The following is an 18,552-nucleotide window of genomic DNA, read 5'->3' as shown; positions in this document are numbered from 1 at the left end:
CGAACTAGAAAAAGAGGCGGCGGAAAGCTCCGCCGCCCCATTAAGGCGAATGCTCGAGGAAACAGCCAGACGGGCCGGAGAAACAAACGGCCCAAAGCGTCTGGGTACTGAATAAAGAGCGCCAGGCGCGCTCCCTACTTGGCCGAGGCCAGGGCGGCGCCCTTGGCCGAGGCGTTGCAGCGGGTCAGGTCGTCGGCGTCCAGGGAGCGCGTTTCGCCCCCGAAGGCCGAGACGCGACCCACTTCCTTGGCCAGCGCCTTACAGGCGACGGCGGTCAGGGCGCGGGACGGCGCTTGGGCCGACACGCATTCGGAGCCTTCGCAGACAAAGACGGCGCCGCCGGCGACCACCTTGGTCTTGGCCGGGACCGGCGCGTCCAGGGCGGCGGCGATGCGGCCGTCCGCGAAGGCGGAGCCGGCGAACATGGAGACGGAAACGGCGGCGACGGCCGCCAGGGTGCGGAGCTTCATCAGAAAGCCCTCCAGCGTTTGGGGAGTTGCGGTCAGATCGTTGATCGGTGGAAACGCGTACTGGCCGCTCGGAGCCGGGGGATGACAGGCGCCGGTATCCCCACCGGTGCTTCGGATCCGAACTAAGCATCGCTTAGATAACAGTGATTACAAATTGCGCAAGCGGATTTTCGTGCGCGCTTCGACATTTGCGGAAAACGCGAATTTCCGTCGGCCTCGGCCAGCCGCGCGCGGAAACGGCGAAGATCGATCCGTTCCGTAGGGGCACGGTTGGCGGCTCTCGTGGCGGGCGTACTCTTCTGGCCAACGACAAGAACGGGCTTGGGAGGCTTGGCCATGGACTTCCGACTGCCGCCGGACCTGACCGCCTATCTGGCGGAGCTGGACGCCTTCATCGAGAAGGAAATCGCGCCGCTGCAGGCGCGCGACGACAACCAGCGCTTCTTCGACCACCGCCGCGAATGGGCCCGCACCGACTGGGACGCCGGCGGCCTGCCGCGCCACGAGTGGGAAGAGCTGCTGGCCAAGGCCCGCAAGCTGGCCGACCAGGCCGGCCACTACCGCTATGCGCTGCCGAAGGCTTACGGCGGCCAGGACGGCACCAACCTTGGCATGGCGGTGATCCGCGAGCACCTAGCGTCCAAGGGCCTTGGCCTGTTCAACGACCTGCAGAACGAGCACTCGATCGTCGGCAACAATCCGTTCGTGCTGATGATCCGCGACTTTGGCCGGCCCGACCAGCAGCACCTGATCGAGGACATGTTGGATCGCGGGGCCTTCCGCCCAACGTTTGGCCTGACCGAGCCCGACCACGGCTCGGACGCCACCCCACATGGAGACCCGCGCGGTCCGCGAGGAACGTCATGGCGAGCCCGGCTGGCGGATCGACGGCGAGAAGATGTGGACCACGGGCATGCACGTGGCCACGCACTGCTGCCTCTTCGCCCGCACCAGCGGCCAGGACGGCGACGCGCGCGGCATCACCGCCTTCCTGGTCCCGGCCCACGCGCCCGGCGTGAAGATCGAGGAGTATCTCTGGACCTTCAACATGCCGACCGACCACCCGCGCGTCAGCTTCACGGACGTCTGGGTTCCCGACAGCGCCATGTTCGGCCCCGAAGGCGGGGGCCTCGCCCTCGCCCAGCACTTCGTGCACGAGAACCGTATCCGCCAGGCGGCCTCCAGCCTGGGCGCGGCGGCCTACTGCATAGAAGAGAGCATCAAGTACGCGCGCGCCCGCAAGCCGTTCGGCAAGGCCCTGGCCGAGAACCAGGCCATCCAGTTCCCGATCGTCGAGCTCTCCACCCAGGTCGAGATGCTGCGCCTCCTGATCCGCAAGACCGCCTGGGAAATGGACCAGATGACCAAGCCGGAGGTGGAAAAGCGCCTCTCCGACAAGGTCTCGATGTGTAACTACTGGGCCAACCGCCTTTGCTGCGAGGCCGCCGACCGGGCGATGCAGATCCACGGCGGCATCGGCTATTCGCGCCACAAGGCCTTCGAGCACATCTACCGCCACCACCGCCGCTATCGGATCACCGAAGGCGCGGAAGAGATCCAGATGCGCAAGGTCGCCGCCTGGCTTTTCGGCTACATCGGCCCGCGCAAACAAGCCTTTCAATAGTTGGCGGGCGGCGGGCGGCGAAACCGCTTACACTTTCGGCTGCCGCCCTCACGCCCAAATGGACAAGGTTTAATTCCGCGCCTCCTGACGCAGGTCAAACGACACGCTATCTAACAGGGGTACGCGAACAGCCATGTTCGCGCGTCGTACTTGCGCGTTAAGGTCTCGCCCGCTTGGCTTCGATCGACCGTCCGCCGCGCGGACTGCTGGAGGATTGAATGAACCGTCTCGTCCGTAACGCCGCGCGCGTGGCGCTGATCGTCGCCATCCCGGCCACCCTCGCCGGCTGCGGAATCAACACCATCCCCACCCAGGACGAAGCGACCAAGGCCGCCTGGGCCGAGGTGCAGAACCAGTACCAGCGCCGCGCCGACCTGGTGCCGAACCTGGTCGCCACGGTGAAGGGCTACGCCGCCCAGGAGAAGGACGTGCTGACCGCCGTCACCCAGGCTCGCGCCAGCGCCACCCAGGTCAAGGTCGACGCCTCGACCATCACCGACCCCGTTCAGTTCCAGAAGTTCGCCGCCGCCCAGGACCAGCTGTCCGGCGTGCTGGGCCGCCTGATGGTCATTCAGGAACAGTATCCGGACCTGAAGTCGAACCAGAACTTCCTGGCCTTGCAGAGCCAGCTGGAAGGCACCGAGAACCGCATCACCATCGCGCGGCGCGACTACAACGAGGCCGCGCAGAAGTACAACACGACCCTGCGCACTTTCCCGAGCATCCTGTGGGCCAAGACCGTCTACAGCGGCCAGAAGCCGGCCCAGCTGTTCCAGGCCTCGGCCGCCGCCCAGAGCGCGCCGACGGTGGACTTCTCCAGCCCGCCGACGGCGACGCCGCCGAAGGCCAACTAGCTTGCGAAGGTTCCGCCCTGCCCTCCTCCCCCGCCTGGCGGGGGAGGGGAACCGCGAAGCGGTGGAGGGGGCGTCCGGCCGCCAGACGCGCCCCCTCCGTCACGGCGCGAATCCGCGCCGCGCCACCTCCCCCGTTGCACGGGTGAGGATGCTGGTGCTGACGTTCGTGGCCATGGCGATGGCCCTGCCCGCCCTCGCCGCCCCGACCTTCCCGACGCTGACGGGACGCGTGGTCGACGAGGCCCAGGTGCTGTCGCCGGACGCCGAACGCGACCTCACCGACAAGCTGGAAAATCTCGAGGCGACCACCGGGCGCCAGCTCGTCGTCGCGACCGTGCCCAGCCTGCAGGGCTATCCGATCGAGGACTACGGCTACCAGCTGGGCCGGACCTGGGGCATCGGCCAGAAGGACAAGGACGACGGCGTCATCCTGCTGGTCGCGCCCAACGAGCGGAAGGTGCGGGTCGAGGTCGGCTATGGGCTGGAGCCGGTCCTGACCGACGCCCTCTCCAGCGTCATCATTCAAAGCGTTATCCTGCCGAAGTTCCGCGACGGCGATCTGCCGGGCGGGATCGTGGCGGGGACCGACGCCCTGGTCGAGCAGCTCAGCCTGCCCGCCGACCAGGCCAAGGCCCGCGTCGCCGAGGCCAGCCAGCCGGAACGCCACAAGGCTCAAGGCTCGCCGATCGCGGCGATCCTGATCATCCTGTTCCTGGTCTTCGTGTTCTCCAGCCTGTTCCGGGGCGGACGGCGCGGCGGCCTGGGCTCGGCCCTGCCGTGGATCATCCTGAGCGCGCTGAGCGACAGCCGTCGGGGCGGCGGTTGGGGTGGTGGTGGCGGCGGCGGCTTCTCGGGCGGCGGCGGGTCGTTCGGCGGCGGCGGCAGTTCGGGGAGCTGGTGAGATGGCGACGAACATGAGTCCCGAAGACCTCGACCGCATCGCCCAGGCCGTGGCCGAGGCCGAGAAGACCACCGCCGGCGAGATCTTCTGCGTCCTGGCGCCGGAGGTGTCGGACTACCGCGAGACGCCGCTGGTCTGGGCCGCCGCGACGGCCCTGGTCCTGCCGGCTGCCGCGCTGTTCGCCGGGTTCCGACCCGAGATGCTGACCCGTCTGTTCGGCGGCTGGAGCGTCGGCCACGCCGCGGCGATGGACGGGGCGATCCTGTCGGCGCTCTCGACCTATATCGCGCTGCAGGCCGTGGTGTTCATGCTCGCGGCGCTGATCGTCTCGATCCCCAGCGTCCGCCGCGCCCTGACGCCCGGCGCGCTGAAGGCCGCGCGGGTCAAGAAGGCCGCCATGGAGCAGTTCCTCGGTCACGGGCTGCATGTCACCCGCGACCGCACCGGCGTGCTGATCTTCGCCGCCCTGGCCGAGCACCGCGTCGAGGTGATCGCCGACGAAGGCATCTACGCCGCCGCGCCGAACGCCGTGTGGGACGAGGTGGTGGCCGACCTGGTCGCCGGCCTCAAGCGCGACGCGATCGCCGACGGCTTCGTCGCGGCCGTGCGCCGCGCCGGGGCGATCCTGGCCGAGCACGTGCCGCCGCGCGGCGACAACCGCAACGAACTGCCGGACGGCCTGACCATCCTGCCCAAGCGGTAGAACCTTCCTCCCCCGTCGCGCGGGGGAGGAAGAAGTCGGGTCCTAGAACGACTTGCGGACCGTCACCCCGGCGATGCGGGGCTGCCCCACCGAGTAGCCGAGACGGGCTCGACCGCCGCGTTCGCGGTCGAAGGACAGCAGGGCGTTCTCGTCGAACAGGTTGTTGACGTAGACGGTGATGTCGACGCCGTCCTTCATCTCGACCCCGGCGCTGAGATTGACGATCTCGTAGCTGGGCAGCTGCAGGTCGACGACGGTCGGGACCAGCCCGGTCGCCCCGCCGAACGCCAGGTTCGAGACGAACGAGCGCGGATTGTTCTCCTGGTCGCTGGCCTGGGTGTAGCGGCTGCCGACATGCTGGATCGAGGCCTTCAGATAGCCATTGGCGCCGTCGAAGACCTCGCGGCTGTAGGTGACGTCGAACGAGATCTGGAACTTCGGCACCGAGGGCAGGCGGTTGCCCTCGCGGATGCCGCCGATCACCGCGCCGGTCCCATCCTTCACGGTCGAGTCGAACTCGGCTTCCAGCAGGCTGCCCGACACGCCGATGTCGAGGCCGTTGGCCAGGCGCGCCGTCAGTTCGCCCTCGATCCCCTTGGTGTGGGCCTTGGGCACATTGAACACCACGCGCGAGCTGCACGAGCCCGCGTCCAGCGTCGTCTGCAGGTTCTTGATGTCGGTGTAGAACACCGCGCCGTTGAACCGGACGCCGCCGAACCGCGACTTGATCCCGCCTTCGTAGTTCCAGAGCGTCTCGTCGTTATAGCTCTGATAGCCGCCAAAGATGGCCGCGTCCTGCGCCGAGCACAGCGGGATATTCAGCGGGTCGTTGACGCCGCCGAGGCGGAAGCCTTTCGAGGCCTGGGCGTTGAAGGTGACGGTGTCGCTGGCCTCGTAACTCAGCAGGAAGCGGGGCGTGAAGCCGTCCGACGAGGTCTTGTCGGTGCGGTTGTCGCCATTGGCGAACAGGCCGCCGGACTTGAACTGCCGCGTCTCGCTGAAGTCGTAGTAGCGGCCGCCGGCCGTCGCGGTCAGCTTGCCCAGCGTGTAGTTGAGCTCGCCGAACAGGGCCTTCTGCTTGATGTCGTAGGGCAGGTAGGCGTTGTAGGGCGAATTGCCGGAGAAGCCGTTGGCGACGGCCGCCGAGGTTCCCGCGCCCAGCACCGCGTCGGTGTAGGCGTCGTAGCCAGGGGTCGGCAGGCGCTGGTTGTAGACGCGGTCGACCTTCGAGTAGAAGCCGCCGACCACCCATTGCAGCGGCCCGTCGCCGGTCGAGGCCAGGCGCAGCTCCTGGGTGAACTGCTCGAGATCGGTGGTGTCGACGAGCTTCGACGGCAGGGTGACCGCCGCGGCGGGGAAGCCGAGATCCACCGAGACGCTGCCGGACAGGGCGCTGGCGTCCCGGTTCACGGCGATATCGCGGCTGATGTAGCTGGTGACCGAGGTCAGGGACGCCCCGCCCAGATCCAGGTTGGCGGTCAGGTCCGCCAGCAGGGTGTTGTCGGCGAAGCTCTCGTCCAGCAGCAGATACTGCTCGCGCTCGCCCAACTGGATCCGAGGCCGGGTCGTCGTGTTGTTGTTGGCGAAGAGGTTGAACACTTCCTGGCGGTTGAAGCCGTTGGCCCGGATCTCCTGGTAGACCACCCGGGGCGTCAGGTTGAAGGTCTCGGTCGGCTGGATCAGGAACGCGATCCGACCGCCTCGCCGCGAACCGCTGTTGACGTTCTCCTCGACCTTGCCGCCCTCCTTCCGCGCGTCGATGAAGCCGCCGTAGCGGGTGAGATAGCCGACCGCGCGCATGGCGACCTTGTCGGAGATCGGCAGGTTCACCGCGCCCTTCACGTGGCCGCCGAAGGCGTCGCCGCCGGTCAGGTTGGCGTTGGCTTCAAAGACCCCTTCGTTGACGCCCAGCTTGGGCTGGTTGGTGATGTAGCGGATCGTGCCTCCCACCGAGCCCGAGCCGAACAGCGTGCCCTGCGGGCCGCGCAGGGTCTCGACGCGGTTCAGGTCGAAAAGGTCGACGTCGGGCGTGAACAGCGACAGCGAGATCACCGACTCGTCGAGATAGACCCCGACCTGCTCCTTCACGCCCGGCTGGTCGCGAACGACCTGGCCGGCCGAGACGCCGCGCACCGAAACCTGGCTCTGGCCGGGGCCCAGGTTCTGGATCGTCAGGCCGGCCACGTTGCGCGACAGGTCCTCCAGCGTCACCGCGCCAGAGCGCTGGATGTCCTTCTCCGTCTGGGCGTTGATCGAGAAGGGGATGTCCTGGATCGTCGCGTCGCGCTTGGTGGCGGTGACGATGATTTCCTCGACCGCGGTCTGGTCCGCCTGTTGGGCGGCCGCCAGGGCCGGCGCGAGCAGAAGCGTGGACAGCGCGGCCCCGCCCAGCAGGGCGCGGCGCGCGCGAAGGCGCGATGTGGCGATGGTCATGATTTTCCTCCCAACCCTTTATTTTAGCGGCCGCGAGGTCGAGCCCGCGACGCAACTCCAGCGTTCATCCTGGAATCACCGAAAGTCAACGCGAAAAGAAGATGCGTGAAATCAGCGCTTTAGACACCGGTGTCGGCTTGTTTTGAAAATTTCGTATGAAAAATGGGTCGAACTTCCGTTGACGCACGCGTGACCTTTCGCACCGCGAAAAGGCGGTCTAGGGTGGCGGCAATTCAAACTAATGTTTTAACGGGGAGAGCGCCTTATGCGCGAAGCGGTCATAGTCTCTTACGCCCGCACGGGCCTGGCCAAGTCCAACCGCGGCGGCTTCAACAACACCCACGGCGCGGCCATGGCCGGCCACGCCATCCAGCACGCGGTCCAACGCGCCAAGCTGGACGGCACCGAGGTCGAGGACGTGGTGCTGGGCTGCGGCGGTCCCGAAGGCGCCACCGGCATGAACGTCGCCCGCAACGCCGCCATGTGGGCCGGCCTGCCGGTCACCACCTCGGGCCAGACCGTCAACCGCTTCTGCTCGTCGGGCCTGCAGGCGATCGCCACGGCCGCCAACTACGTCCGCAACGACGGGGCCGACGTCGCGATCGGCGGCGGCGTGGAGTCGATCTCGCTGGTGCAAGGCGGCGGTCACATGAACCGCTTCCACATCACCGAAGAGAAGCTGATGCAGACCCATCCGGCCCTCTGGATGGCGATGATCGACACGGCCGACATCGTGGCCAAGCGCTACAATATCAGCCGCGAGTATCAGGACGAATATTCGCTGCGCAGCCAGCAGCGCATCGCCGCCGCCCAGGCCGCCGGCCTGTTCGACAACGAGATCGTGCCGATGGCCACCAAGATGAAGGTGGTCAACAAGGAGACCAAGGAAGAGAGCCTGGTCGACTACGTGGTCACCAAGGACGAGTGCAATCGCCCGGAGACGACGCTGGAGGGCCTGGCCAGCCTCAAGCCGGTGATGGGCGAAGGCAACTTCGTCACCGCCGGCAACGCCAGCCAGCTGTCGGACGGCGCCGCCGCCGTGGTGGTGATGGAGGCCAAGGAGGCCGCTCGCCGCAACCTCGAGCCGCTGGGCGCCATCCGGGGCTTCGCCATCGCCGGCTGCGAGCCCGACGAGATGGGCATCGGCCCCGTCTTCGCCGTGCCGCGCCTCTTGGAACGCCACGGGCTGAAGGTCGACGACATCGACCTGTGGGAGCTGAACGAGGCCTTCGCCAGCCAGTGCCTCTACAGCCGTGACCGCCTGGGCATCGATCCGGAGAAGTACAACGTCAACGGCGGCTCGATCGCCATCGGCCACCCCTTCGGCATGACCGGCGCCCGCTGCGCCGGCCACCTCCTGCTGGAAGGCAAGCGCCGCAAGGCCAAGCTGGGCGTGGTGACGATGTGCATCGGCGGCGGGATGGGCGCGGCCGGCCTGTTCGAGATCTTCTGATTTCGATCAGGACGGAGGACGACGGCGCCCATCAACAAGGAGCGCCAAGATCGCCGAGATCCGACATTGAAGGCCGGGAACCGTCAGGGCGGTTTCCGGCCTTTATCATGGTCGCTGCAACAACACGGACCCGGAACGCCATGGCCGCGAGGGCCTTTTTCGCCATTGCTCTGCTTGTGGCCGCCGCCATCGGCCTGGCCTTGCCGACGCCCGGCGCAAGTCACGAACCACAACCCACGCAATCGGCCTTTCAGACGATCCCGATCGACTGAGGCCAAAGAGAAAAGGCTCCCCGGTCGCCCGGAGAGCCTCTCTGCGTTTGACGGCCTGGATCCTAGAACTCTTCCCAGTCCTCGGAGACAGCCACCGCCGCCGATCCGGAGCTGCGCCCAGGACGAACCGACCGCGCGGGACGCGGCGCAGCCGCGGCTTGCTGCACGGGCGCGGGGGCGGGCGCGGAAGGCGCGGCCGAAGCCGTCGCGGCGGCGCCTTGAGCGACGCGGAAACGCGCGACCATCTCGCTGAGCGAGCGGGCCTCGCCCTTCAGCGAGTGCGTCGCGGCCGTGGCTTCCTCGACCATGGCGGCGTTCTGCTGAACGACCTGGTCCATCTGGTTCACGGCGGAGTTGACCTCGTTCAGGCCCGTGGCCTGCTCGGCGGCCGACGCGGCGATCTCGGTGACCAGGGCGTCGATCGTGGCGACCTGATCGACGATGCGCTGCAGCGCCTCGCCGGTCTGGCCGACCAGGTCCACGCCGGCCTCGACCTGCTGGGTCGAGGTCGAGATCAGGGCCTTGATCTCCTTGGCGGCTTCGGCCGAGCGCTGGGCCAGGGCGCGAACTTCCTGGGCGACGACCGCGAAGCCCTTGCCGGCTTCGCCCGCCCGGGCGGCTTCGACGCCGGCGTTGAGGGCCAGCAGGTTGGTCTGGAAGGCGATCTCGTCGATCACGCCGATGATCTGGCTGATCTGGCTGGACGAGGTCTCGATCTCGCTCATGGCCGAAACGGCCTGACTGACGATCGAGCCCGAGCGTTCGGCGTCGGTGCGCGCGGTGGCCACCACTTGCGAGGCCTCCTTAGCGCCCGAAGCGGTCTTGCGCACGGTGGCGGTGATCTCGTCCAGGGCGGCGGCGGTCTCTTCCAGGCTGGCGGCCTGCTGCTCGGTGCGACGCGACAGGTTGTCCGAGGCGTCCGCGATCTCGTCGGCGCCGCTGTTGACGCCGCTGGTCGCGCGGCCGATCGCCTGGATGGCCTGCTGCATGCGGTCGGCGGCGGCGTTGAAGTTGGTCTTCAGGCTTTCGGCCTTCGGCGCGAACGGCACGACGATGCGATGGGTCAGGTCGCCCGAGGCCATGTGGTCCAGGGCCTCGTTCAGCGCGGTGATCGCCGAGGCGTCCTCACGGGCGGAAGCGGCCTTCTCGGCTTCGTTCGCGGCGCGCTCGCTTTCCGCGGCCTGGCGTTCTTCGGCGGCGGCCTGTTCGATGCGGATCTTCTCGATCGCCGCGTCCTTGAAGTAGAGGACGGCGGCGGCCATGTCGCCGATCTCGTCCTTGCGGCCCATGGCGGGGACTTCGACGCCGTTGTCGCCGGCCGCCAGGCGGCGCATGGCGTTGGTCATGGCGGCGACGGGGCGAGCGATGGCGCCGGTCAGCAGCAGGCCGCCCGCGATGGCGATGCCGGCGGTGATCAGGATGCCGAGGGCCAGGACGAGCGTCGACTGCATCGAGGCCTTCTTCTGGGCGGCGGCTTCGGTGGCCAACTCTTCCTCGGCGTTCTTGGTGATCGCCTCGATCGCGTCTTCGACCGGGCCCACGGCCTGGTCAGCCACGCCGTCGTTGCGGACGAGTTCGACGGCCTGGGCGCGCGTGGCGGGATCGGCGCCCAGCTGCTCGCCCGGCTCGATCGCCATCTTGCGATAGTTGGCATAGGTGGTCTCGACGGCGGTGATCCGCGCGAGGTCTTCGGCGTCGCCGTCGGCCAGCGTCTTGAGCTTGTCGAGGGCCTTCAGGAACTTCGGCTTGTGGGCCTCTTCCAGGCGCTTGACGTAGTAGGGGTCGGCCGAGAGCAGGAACCCACGCAGCGAGTTCTCCTGGCGGGTCAGGCGGAACGCCGCCGTGTCGGCCGCGCGCAGCATTTCATAGGCCCGCTCGGTCCGCTCGACCGACCGGCCGAGATTGACCTTGTTGACATACAGGGCGACGCCCATCGCCATGATCGTCGCGAGCATGACGGCGAAGACCACCATCAGCTTTTGGGGGATCTTCAGGTTGCCGAAAGACACCGCACGAACTCCTCGTCATAAACGACTGAGGTTCGGAAAGCGGCTAGACTACGCCGGCGCTCAAAACCTCATCTCAGAGCCCAATTTTCGCGCAGGTAAGGTTTCAGGGGCATTAACCCTGACGCGACGTAGTGTCGCACACGGTTTTTGAGGCAACTCATTTTAGGTATTCAAAACACTATTATAGCGCTAGTGCGCCTCGTCCCAGTTGTGCGCGGCGCGCACTTCGACCGTCAGCGGCACGGACAGAGCGACGGCCGGTTCTGCCGCTTTTTCCATCACATTGGCGATGACCCCACGGGCCGTCTCGGCCTCGGCCTCGGGCGCCTCGAAGACCAGTTCGTCGTGCACCTGCAGGAGCATGCGGGCCGACAGGCCCGCGGCCTGAAGCGCCTCGGGCATGCGGATCATCGCCCGCCGCATGACGTCCGCCGCCGCGCCCTGGATCGGCGCGTTGATGGCCGCCCGCTCGGCGAACTGCCGCTGCCCCACGGACTTGGCCTGGATCTCCGGGATGTTGATCTTCCGGCCGAAAATGGTCGTGACGTAGCCGTGCTCGCGCACGAAGGCCTTGGTCGCATCCATATAGGCCTGGATGCCCGGGAAGCGCTCGAAATAGGTCTTGATATAGGCCCCGGCCTCGCCCTGCGGGATGCCAAGCTGGTTGGCCAGGCCAAAGGCGCTGATGCCGTAGACGATGCCGAAGTTGATGGCTTTGGCCCGGCGGCGGATCATCGGATCCATGCCCTCGATCGGCGTGTCGAACATCTCCGAGGCCGTCATGGCGTGGATGTCGAGGCCTTCCTGGAACGCCCGCTTCAGCTGCGGGATGTCGCCGATATGGGCCAGGAGGCGCAGCTCGATCTGGCTGTAGTCGGCGCTGATCAACACCTTGCCCTGCGGCGCGATGAAGGCCTTGCGGATCTTGCGGCCTTCCTCGGTGCGGACCGGGATGTTCTGCAGGTTCGGATCGGACGACGACAGCCGCCCCGTCGTGGTCGCCGCCAGGGCGTAGGAGGTATGCACCCGTCCCGTGCGCTCGGCGATCGCCGCCACCAGGTTCTCGGTATAGGTGCCCTTCAGCTTCGACAGTTGGCGCCAGTCCAGCAGCACGCGCGGCAGCTCGTGCTCCAGCGCCAGGCTCTCCAGCACGTCGCTGTCGGTGGACCATTGGCCGGTGGCCGTCTTCTTGCCGCCCTTGATCTGCATCTCGCCGAACAGCACGTCGCCGATCTGCTTGGGACTGCCCAGATTGAACGGCCGGCCGACCAGCTCGGTGGCGCGCGCCTCGAACTCGGCCATGCGCAGCGAGAACTCGTTGGAGAGCCGGCGCAGGGCTTCCGGATCGACCTTGATGCCGTCGTTCTCCATCGCCGCCAGCACGGCCGGCATCGGACGCTCGAGCGTTTCGTAGACGGTCAGCAGACCCTCGCGCGCCAGGCGCGGCTTGAGAGTCTCGTAGAGCCGCAAGGTGACGTCGGCGTCCTCGGCGGCGTAGGCGGTCGCTTCGGAGAGCGCCACGTGCTTGAAGCTGATCTGCGCCTTGCCCGTGCCGGCCACCTGCTTGAACGGGATCGGCTTGTGGCCCAGCCACAGCTCCGACAGCTCGTCCATGCCGTGGCCATGCAGCCCCGCCTCCAGCACGTAGCTGATCAGCATGGTGTCTTCGATGGGGGACACCTGGATCCCGTGCCGGGCCAGGACGGCGATGTCGTACTTGGCGTTCTGCGCCACCTTCAGCACCGCCGGGTCCTCCAGCAGCGGCTTCAGCGTCGCGATCACGTCGGCCAGCGGGATCTGGACGAGGTCGGCGGCGGCTTCGAGCGCCAGGCCTTCCTTCTCGCAGTGGCCGACCGGGATGTAGCAGGCCTCGCCCGGCGCGATGGCCAGGGAGACGCCGCACAGGCCGGCGGTGGCCGACGACAACGCGTCGGTCTCGGTGTCGAACGCCACCACGCCCTTGGCGGTGGCCTTGTCGACCCAGGCCCGCAATGTCTCGAGATCGCGCACGCAGGCATAGGCCGCGTGATCGATCGTCACCGGCTCGGCGACGGGCTGAGCCGCCGCGCGGGCGGCCGCGCCCATGTAGGACACGGTCGAGACCGGCGCCTTGGGCGGCGCGGCGGGACGGTCGAGCGAGCCTGGGACGGCGGCGGCCGAGCCGTCGCCAACCCGGCGCGCCAGCGAGCGGAACTCCATCTGGTCAAGGAAGGCGGCCAGCACCTCCTTGTCCGGCTCGCGCACCTTCAGGTCGTCCAGCGGCTCGGGCAGCGGGGTGTCGCAATCCAGCTTCACCAGCGCCCGCGACAGGCGGATCTGGTCGGCGAAGTTGATCAGCGTCTCGCGGCGCTTGGGCTGCTTGATCTCGCCGGCCCGCTCCAGAAGCGTATCGAGGTCGCCGAACTCGGTGATCAGCTGGGCGGCGGTCTTGATGCCGATGCCCGGCGCGCCCGGCACATTGTCGACGCTGTCGCCGCACAGGGCCTGAACGTCAACGACCTGCTCCGGATAGACGCCGAACTTCTCGAACACCTGCTCGCGCTCGATGCGGACGTTCTTCATGGGGTCGAACATCGAGACGCCGTCGCCGACCAGCTGCATCAGGTCCTTGTCGGACGAGACGATCACCGCCTCGCCGCCGACCTCGCGGGCCTTGCAGGCATAGGCGGCGATCAGGTCGTCGGCCTCGTAGCCCGGCAGCTCGATCGCGGGCACGCCGAAGGCCCGCGTCGCTTCCCGCACCAGCGGGAACTGCGGGATCAGGTCCTCGGGCGGCGGCGGACGGTGGGCCTTGTACTGGTCGTAGAGCGTGTTGCGGAACGTCTTTTCCGAATGGTCCCAGATCACGGCCAGGTGCGTGGGCGTGTCGCCCTGCATGTCGCGAAGCAGCTTCCACAGCATGTTGCAGAAGCCCTGCACCGCCCCGACCGGCAGCCCGTCGCTCTTGCGCGTCAGCGGCGGCAGGGCGTGATAGGCGCGGAACAGATAGGCCGAGCCGTCGACCAGGAAGAGGCGAAGGGCCGGACCATCCTGGGTCAGGTGCGCGGCGGGCGGGGATTCGGAAACGACGTCGGTCATGGCCGCGAACATAGGGGGACCGGAGGGCTGCGGAAACCCTCTGGCGCGGCGCGAGCGGCTGTCTTAGCCTCCACCTAGGGTCGAGCGGCGACGCGTCGTGCGTCGAGTATCGCGTGGGGGTTTGTATGCTGTCGCGTAAAATTCTGGCGGCCATGCTGATGGCCGGGGTTTCGCTTACCGCCGCTCACGCCGACGACAATGATGAAGGCCCGCCGCAGACCGGCTGGCGTCCTCGCTTCGTCACCTCCGTGCCGGACGCCAAGATGAAGGCCGCCTTCCCGAAGGGCGCCACGGTGACGGGCCGCGCCCTGCTGGGATGCGTCGCGACAAAGGACGGCAAGCTCGCCGACTGCAAGGTGCTGAAGGAGGCGCCGGCGGGCCAGGGCTTCGGCGAGGCGGCGCTGTCGGTGGTGGGCTACGAGCGCATCAAGACCACGGACGAGACGGGCGCCTCCGTCGAAGGCCGCCCGGTGAAAAGTCTCTTGGAGTTTCTCGCGCCCGGCGACGCCAATCCCGATTGGATCCGCAAGCCGAACGGACGCGACCTGGCCAATGTCTTTCCGAAAGCGGCGCTGGATAAGCGAGTGGGCGGCCGCGCGACCATCCATTGCAAGGTCACGGTCGAAGGCTTCCTAGACGCTTGCAAGGTTCGCTCCGAAGAGCCGGCGGGCATGAATTTCGGCGCGGCGGGCCTTCAATTGGCTCCGCAGTTCCGCTTGTCGCCCAAGATCCGTGGCGGCAAGGCCGTGCCCGGCGGCGACGTCTCCATTCCGATCATCTGGGAGGCGCCGACGGGCGCCGCGCCGCTGAACACCACGCCCATCGTGCTCGATCCGCCTTGGACCCGCGTGCCCACCCAGGCCGAGGTCGCCGCGGTCTGGCCAAAGGGCGCGGCGGGTTTGTCGTCGGGCCAAGCCGCCCTGCGCTGCGTCCTGGCCAAGACGGGTCAACTGCGGTCTTGCGACGTCATTTCCGAGGAGCCCCGCGGCAAGGGCTTCGGGCGCGCCGCTCAGGACCTCTCCAAGCTGTTCCAGGTGAATGTCGCCCCGGACGACAAGCATCTTCGCGACTACAAGGTCGATGTGCCCTTCCGCTTCCGCGATCCGGCCTCGCCCGACAATCGCAAGCTGACCAAGCCGCGCTGGGTCGCGACCCTGACGCCCGAGGGCATGGCGCTCATCTATCCGGAGGCCGCGCTCAAGGCCAAGGTGCTGGCCGGCCAGGCGGCGGCCACCTGCGTGGTCACCGCCGAGGGACGGCTCGCCAACTGCGAAGCCGCCCGCGAGACGCCGGCGGGGCTCGACTTCGGCGCGGCCGCCATCAAGGCCGCGGCGCTGATGCGCATGAACCCCTGGACCAAGGAGGGCGACACGCTTGATGGCCTTAAGGTCACGGTGCCGTTCCAGTTCAGCATGGACAGCAGCGCGCCCGCCGAGCCGGCCAAGCCCGCGCCGGGCGGCCAGCCCTGACGCTCGCAAGCCGGCCTGATCGCCGCGCCAGCTTTCCTCGCCTTGCGAAAAGGGGGCATGAGGCGTAACGGAACGCCGCTCCGCGATCTGTCGCGGATCAAGAGTTTCAGGAGAGCGCGATGGGTTACCGGGTCGCCGTGGTCGGCGCGACGGGCAATGTGGGCCGCGAGATGTTCAACATCCTCGAGGAAGTGAAATTCCCCGTGGACAAGATGCACGCCATCGCCAGCCGCAAATCCATCGGCGTCGAGGTCTCGTTCGGCAACGAAATCCTGCGCTGCGAGGACCTGGAGCAGTTCGACTTCTCCAAGGTCGACATCGTGCTGATGAGCGCCGGCGGCGCCATCTCCAAGGCCTGGGGCGAGAAGATCGGCGCGGCCGGTCCGATCGTCATCGACAATTCCAGCCACTTCCGGATGGACCCGGATGTGCCGCTGGTGGTGCCGGAAGTGAACCCCGAAGCGGTCAACTCCATCCCCAAGAACATCATCGCCAACCCCAACTGCTCGACGGCGCAGCTGGTCGTGGCGCTGAAGCCGCTGCACGACGAGGCCAAGATCAAGCGGGTGGTCGTCTCGACCTACCAGTCGGTCTCGGGCGCGGGCAAGGAAGGCATGGACGAGCTGTGGGACCAGACCAAGGGCGTCTACGTCCTGGGCGCCCCGCCGCCCAAGAAGTTCACCAAGCAGATCGCCTTCAATGTCATCCCCCACATCGACGTCTTCCTGGACGACGGCTTCACCAAGGAAGAGTGGAAGATGACGGCCGAGACCCAGAAGATCCTGGATCCGAACATCCAGCTGGTCGCCACCTGCGTGCGCGTGCCGGTCATGGTCGGCCACTCCGAAGCGGTCAACGTCGAGTTCGAGAGCCCGCTGGACGAGGACGAGGCTCGCGAGATCCTGCGCGAGGCCGACGGCGTCGTCGTGGTCGATAAGCGCGAGGACGGCGGCTACATCACGCCCAAGGAAGCCCAGGGCGAGTTCCCGGTCTATGTCTCGCGCATCCGCAAGGACCCGACCGTCGAGAACGGCCTGGTGTTCTGGTGCGTCGCCGACAATCTGCGCAAGGGCGCGGCGCTGAACGCCGTGCAGATCGCCCAGCTCCTGCACGACAAGGGCCTGATCAAGCAGAAGACCCCCGCCTGAATCCCGCAACAAGCGGGTTGAAATCAGGGCTCCCGGGGCAGACGTCCCGGGAGCCCTTTTCATTTCCCACCCCATAAGGACGACGCCCATGAAGGACGAACCATGTCGGCGAGCGTGAACGAGACCCGAGACGAAGGACGCGCGGCCCTGGCCGCCGGCATTGGCTGCTACACCCTGTGGGGCTTCCTGCCGCTGTACTTCCACCTGCTGTCCACCCTGGGCGTGGGCTCGTGGGAGATGATCGCCCACCGCACCCTGTGGGCCGCGCCGTGGGCGTTGCTGATCGTGCTGCTGGCCCGCCAAGCCGGCCAGGTCGCGGCCGTGCTGCGCCAGCCCAAGACCCTGTTCGTCCTGGCGCTCTCGACCCTGGCGATCTTCGTCAACTGGTCGATCTACGTCTTCGCGGTCAACGCCGGGCACGTGATCGAGACCAGCCTGGGCTATTACATCAACCCGCTGATGAACATGGCGGCGGGGGCGTTGCTGTTCCGCGAGCGGATCAGCCGCGAGGGCGCCATCGCGATCGGCCTGGCCGCCGTCGGCGTGGCCATCCAGACCGCCGCCCTGGGCCATCTGCCGATCATCTCGCTGGGCGTCGCGCTCAGCTTCTGCTGCTACGCCATCCTGCGCAAACAGGTGAAGGCCGACGCCCAGACCGGCCTCTTCATCGAGTGCGCGTATCTGGCGATCCCGGGCCTTCTGTACGTGATGCACCTGCAGACGACGGGCGCGGGCCACCTGGGCGCGGGCATGGGCGTCACGACCCTGCTGCTGCTGGCGGGCCCCGCGACCGTCGTGCCCTTGGCCCTGTTCGCCTGGTCGGCGCGACGGATGCCGCTGAGCGCCATGGGCTTCCTGCAGTTCATCGCCCCCTCGCTGCAGTTCGCGGTCGGGGTGTCGCTCGGCGAGCCGTTCACGCCGCTGCGCGCGCTGTCGTTCGCGTTCATCTGGCTGGGCGTGGCGGTGTTCGCCTACGGCGCCTGGAAGAAGACGCGGGTGCTGGCGACGCCCTAAAGGCAGGCGTAGGCCGCCTCGATCAGGCTCACCGCGCGCGGGTCGCCGATCAGGGCCGAGCCTTGCTTGTTCATCACATAGGCCCCCGACACGCCCCGCGTCGGATCGGCGAAGGCGCACGAGCCGCCCCACCCCGAATGGCCGAACGCCTCGGCGGTGGGGCCGTAGAAGAAGTTGGGCTCGTTGCGCATGAAGCCCGCGCCCCAGCTGATCTCGTAGGGCAGGACGAGGTCCTGGCCGCGGATGCGCTCGGCGCTGGCGGCCTTGATCCCCGCCGGCGTGATCAGCGAGCGGCCGTCCAGGGTTCCGCCGCTGGCGAGCGCGCCCATCAGACGGGCCAGGGCCGGGGCGGTGGCGTGGCCATTGGCCGACGGAATCTCAACCCGCCGCCACTCGGCCGCGCCCTTGCCGCCCGGTGACGACCAGGGCTTGAGGAAGGCGGCGGTCACCGCGGCGTTGATCTCGCCGAACTTGGGCATGGCCGTGGGGGCGCATCAGGTCGGCGACACGGTCGTGCTCGCTGTCGGGCAGGCCGATCCAGATGTCGAGGCCCAGCGGCTCGCAGATGTCCTCGCGCAGAGCCGTCCCCATGGTGCGGCCATCGACGCGGCGGAAGATCTCGCCGGCGAGGTAGCCGTAGGTCACCGGGTGATAGCCGCTGGCCGAGCCGATCGGGAACAGCGGGGCCATGGCCGCCAACTTGGCGCAGGTGGCGTCCCAGTCGAACCAGATGGCCGGATCGGTCTCGTCCGGGAAGCCCGACAGGCCGGCCTGGTGCGACAGGGCCTGCTCGACCGTGACGTCCTGCTTGCCGGCCTGGGCGAACTCGGGCCAGACATCGGCGACGCGCTGGTCATAGGCTAGGCGCCCTTCGTCGACGAGACGCGCGACCATCAGGGCGGCCACGGCCTTGGTGGTCGAGAACAGGGCCGTCAGGGTGTCGGGGCCGAACGCGACCTCGCGCTTGCGGTCGGCGAAACCGCCCATCAGGTCGACGACGATCTCGCCGTCGATGGCGAAGGCGAAACGCGCGCCCAGCTCGCCATTGTCCTGGAAGTTCGCCTCGAAGGCGTCGCGGACGCGCGCGAAGCGCTCGGGGCAAAGGCCGGTGATCTTCGTCATGT

The 18,552-nt window shown here is 67.9% G+C and carries 11 protein-coding genes and 2 pseudogenes; 8 read left to right on the top strand and 5 right to left on the bottom strand.

The genetic code is table 11. From position 1 onward, the window contains the following. Positions 1-134: 134 nt before the first annotated feature. Entirely contained in the window at positions 135-470 is a 336-nt protein-coding gene (locus CSEG_RS01205) for a CC_3452 family protein (protein ID WP_041538135.1), read from the bottom strand. A 330-nt stretch (positions 471-800) separates the two neighbouring features. On the opposite strand from CSEG_RS01205, the pseudogene CSEG_RS01200 reads away from it, so the two are divergent. The 4 genes and pseudogenes from CSEG_RS01200 to CSEG_RS01185 all read left to right on the top strand — a co-directional run bounded on the left by CSEG_RS01200 (position 801) and on the right by CSEG_RS01185 (position 4,552). Then, a pseudogene (locus CSEG_RS01200) lies at positions 801-2,094 on the top strand (acyl-CoA dehydrogenase family protein). A gap of 218 nt (positions 2,095-2,312) precedes the next feature. Further along, a complete protein-coding gene (locus tag CSEG_RS01195) occupies positions 2,313-2,948 on the top strand; it encodes a LemA family protein (protein ID WP_013077426.1) in 636 nt (211 codons plus the stop codon). Positions 2,949-3,102: 154 nt separating this feature from the next. Then, positions 3,103-3,849: a TPM domain-containing protein gene (locus tag CSEG_RS01190; RefSeq protein WP_013077425.1), complete on the top strand. Its 747-nt coding sequence runs from the start codon at positions 3,103-3,105 to the stop codon at positions 3,847-3,849. Position 3,850: 1 nt separating this feature from the next. Next, entirely contained in the window at positions 3,851-4,552 is a 702-nt protein-coding gene (locus CSEG_RS01185; protein WP_013077424.1) for a TPM domain-containing protein, read from the top strand. A 42-nt stretch (positions 4,553-4,594) separates the two neighbouring features. Here CSEG_RS01185 and CSEG_RS01180 read toward each other — a convergent pair whose 3' ends face one another. After that, a complete protein-coding gene (locus CSEG_RS01180) occupies positions 4,595-6,985 on the bottom strand; it encodes a TonB-dependent receptor (RefSeq protein WP_013077423.1) in 2,391 nt (796 codons plus the stop codon). 265 nt (positions 6,986-7,250) lie between these two features. Here CSEG_RS01180 and CSEG_RS01175 point away from each other — a divergent pair, with 265 nt between their 5' ends. Continuing rightward, complete coding sequence (locus CSEG_RS01175) at positions 7,251-8,438, top strand: acetyl-CoA C-acyltransferase (RefSeq protein ID WP_013077422.1); 1,188 nt, start codon at positions 7,251-7,253, stop codon at positions 8,436-8,438. A gap of 334 nt (positions 8,439-8,772) precedes the next feature. On the opposite strand, the gene CSEG_RS01170 is transcribed toward CSEG_RS01175, so the two are convergent. Beyond that, positions 8,773-10,719 carry a methyl-accepting chemotaxis protein gene (locus tag CSEG_RS01170; protein WP_013077420.1) on the bottom strand — a complete coding sequence of 649 codons (1,947 nt, stop codon included), beginning with the start codon at positions 10,717-10,719 and terminating at the stop codon, positions 8,773-8,775. Between the two features lie 189 nt (positions 10,720-10,908). Next, a complete protein-coding gene (polA, locus tag CSEG_RS01165) occupies positions 10,909-13,797 on the bottom strand; it encodes a DNA polymerase I (protein WP_193852710.1) in 2,889 nt (962 codons plus the stop codon). Between the two features lie 125 nt (positions 13,798-13,922). Here polA and CSEG_RS21395 point away from each other — a divergent pair, with 125 nt between their 5' ends. From CSEG_RS21395 to rarD, 3 genes are all read left to right on the top strand, one after another. Next, positions 13,923-15,266, top strand: coding sequence for an energy transducer TonB (locus CSEG_RS21395; RefSeq protein ID WP_013077418.1), 1,344 nt, complete (start codon positions 13,923-13,925; stop codon positions 15,264-15,266). A gap of 119 nt (positions 15,267-15,385) precedes the next feature. Beyond that, positions 15,386-16,414 (top strand): aspartate-semialdehyde dehydrogenase, encoded by a 1,029-nt coding sequence (locus CSEG_RS01155; protein ID WP_013077417.1) that lies wholly within the window; start codon positions 15,386-15,388, stop codon positions 16,412-16,414. A gap of 102 nt (positions 16,415-16,516) precedes the next feature. Continuing rightward, a complete protein-coding gene (gene rarD, locus CSEG_RS01150) occupies positions 16,517-17,428 on the top strand; it encodes an EamA family transporter RarD (protein ID WP_013077416.1) in 912 nt (303 codons plus the stop codon). Here rarD and CSEG_RS01145 read toward each other — a convergent pair. After that, a pseudogene (locus CSEG_RS01145) lies at positions 17,425-18,550 on the bottom strand (serine hydrolase domain-containing protein). The gene rarD and the pseudogene CSEG_RS01145 sit on opposite strands and share 4 nt — an antisense overlap. Positions 18,551-18,552: the final 2 nt, after the last annotated feature.

This window comes from Caulobacter segnis ATCC 21756 (assembly GCF_000092285.1).
GTDB classification, from domain to species: Bacteria; Pseudomonadota; Alphaproteobacteria; order Caulobacterales; family Caulobacteraceae; genus Caulobacter; species Caulobacter segnis.
Note: the sequence above shows the minus strand (reverse complement) of the source record. Positions and strands in the feature narration are given on the sequence as shown.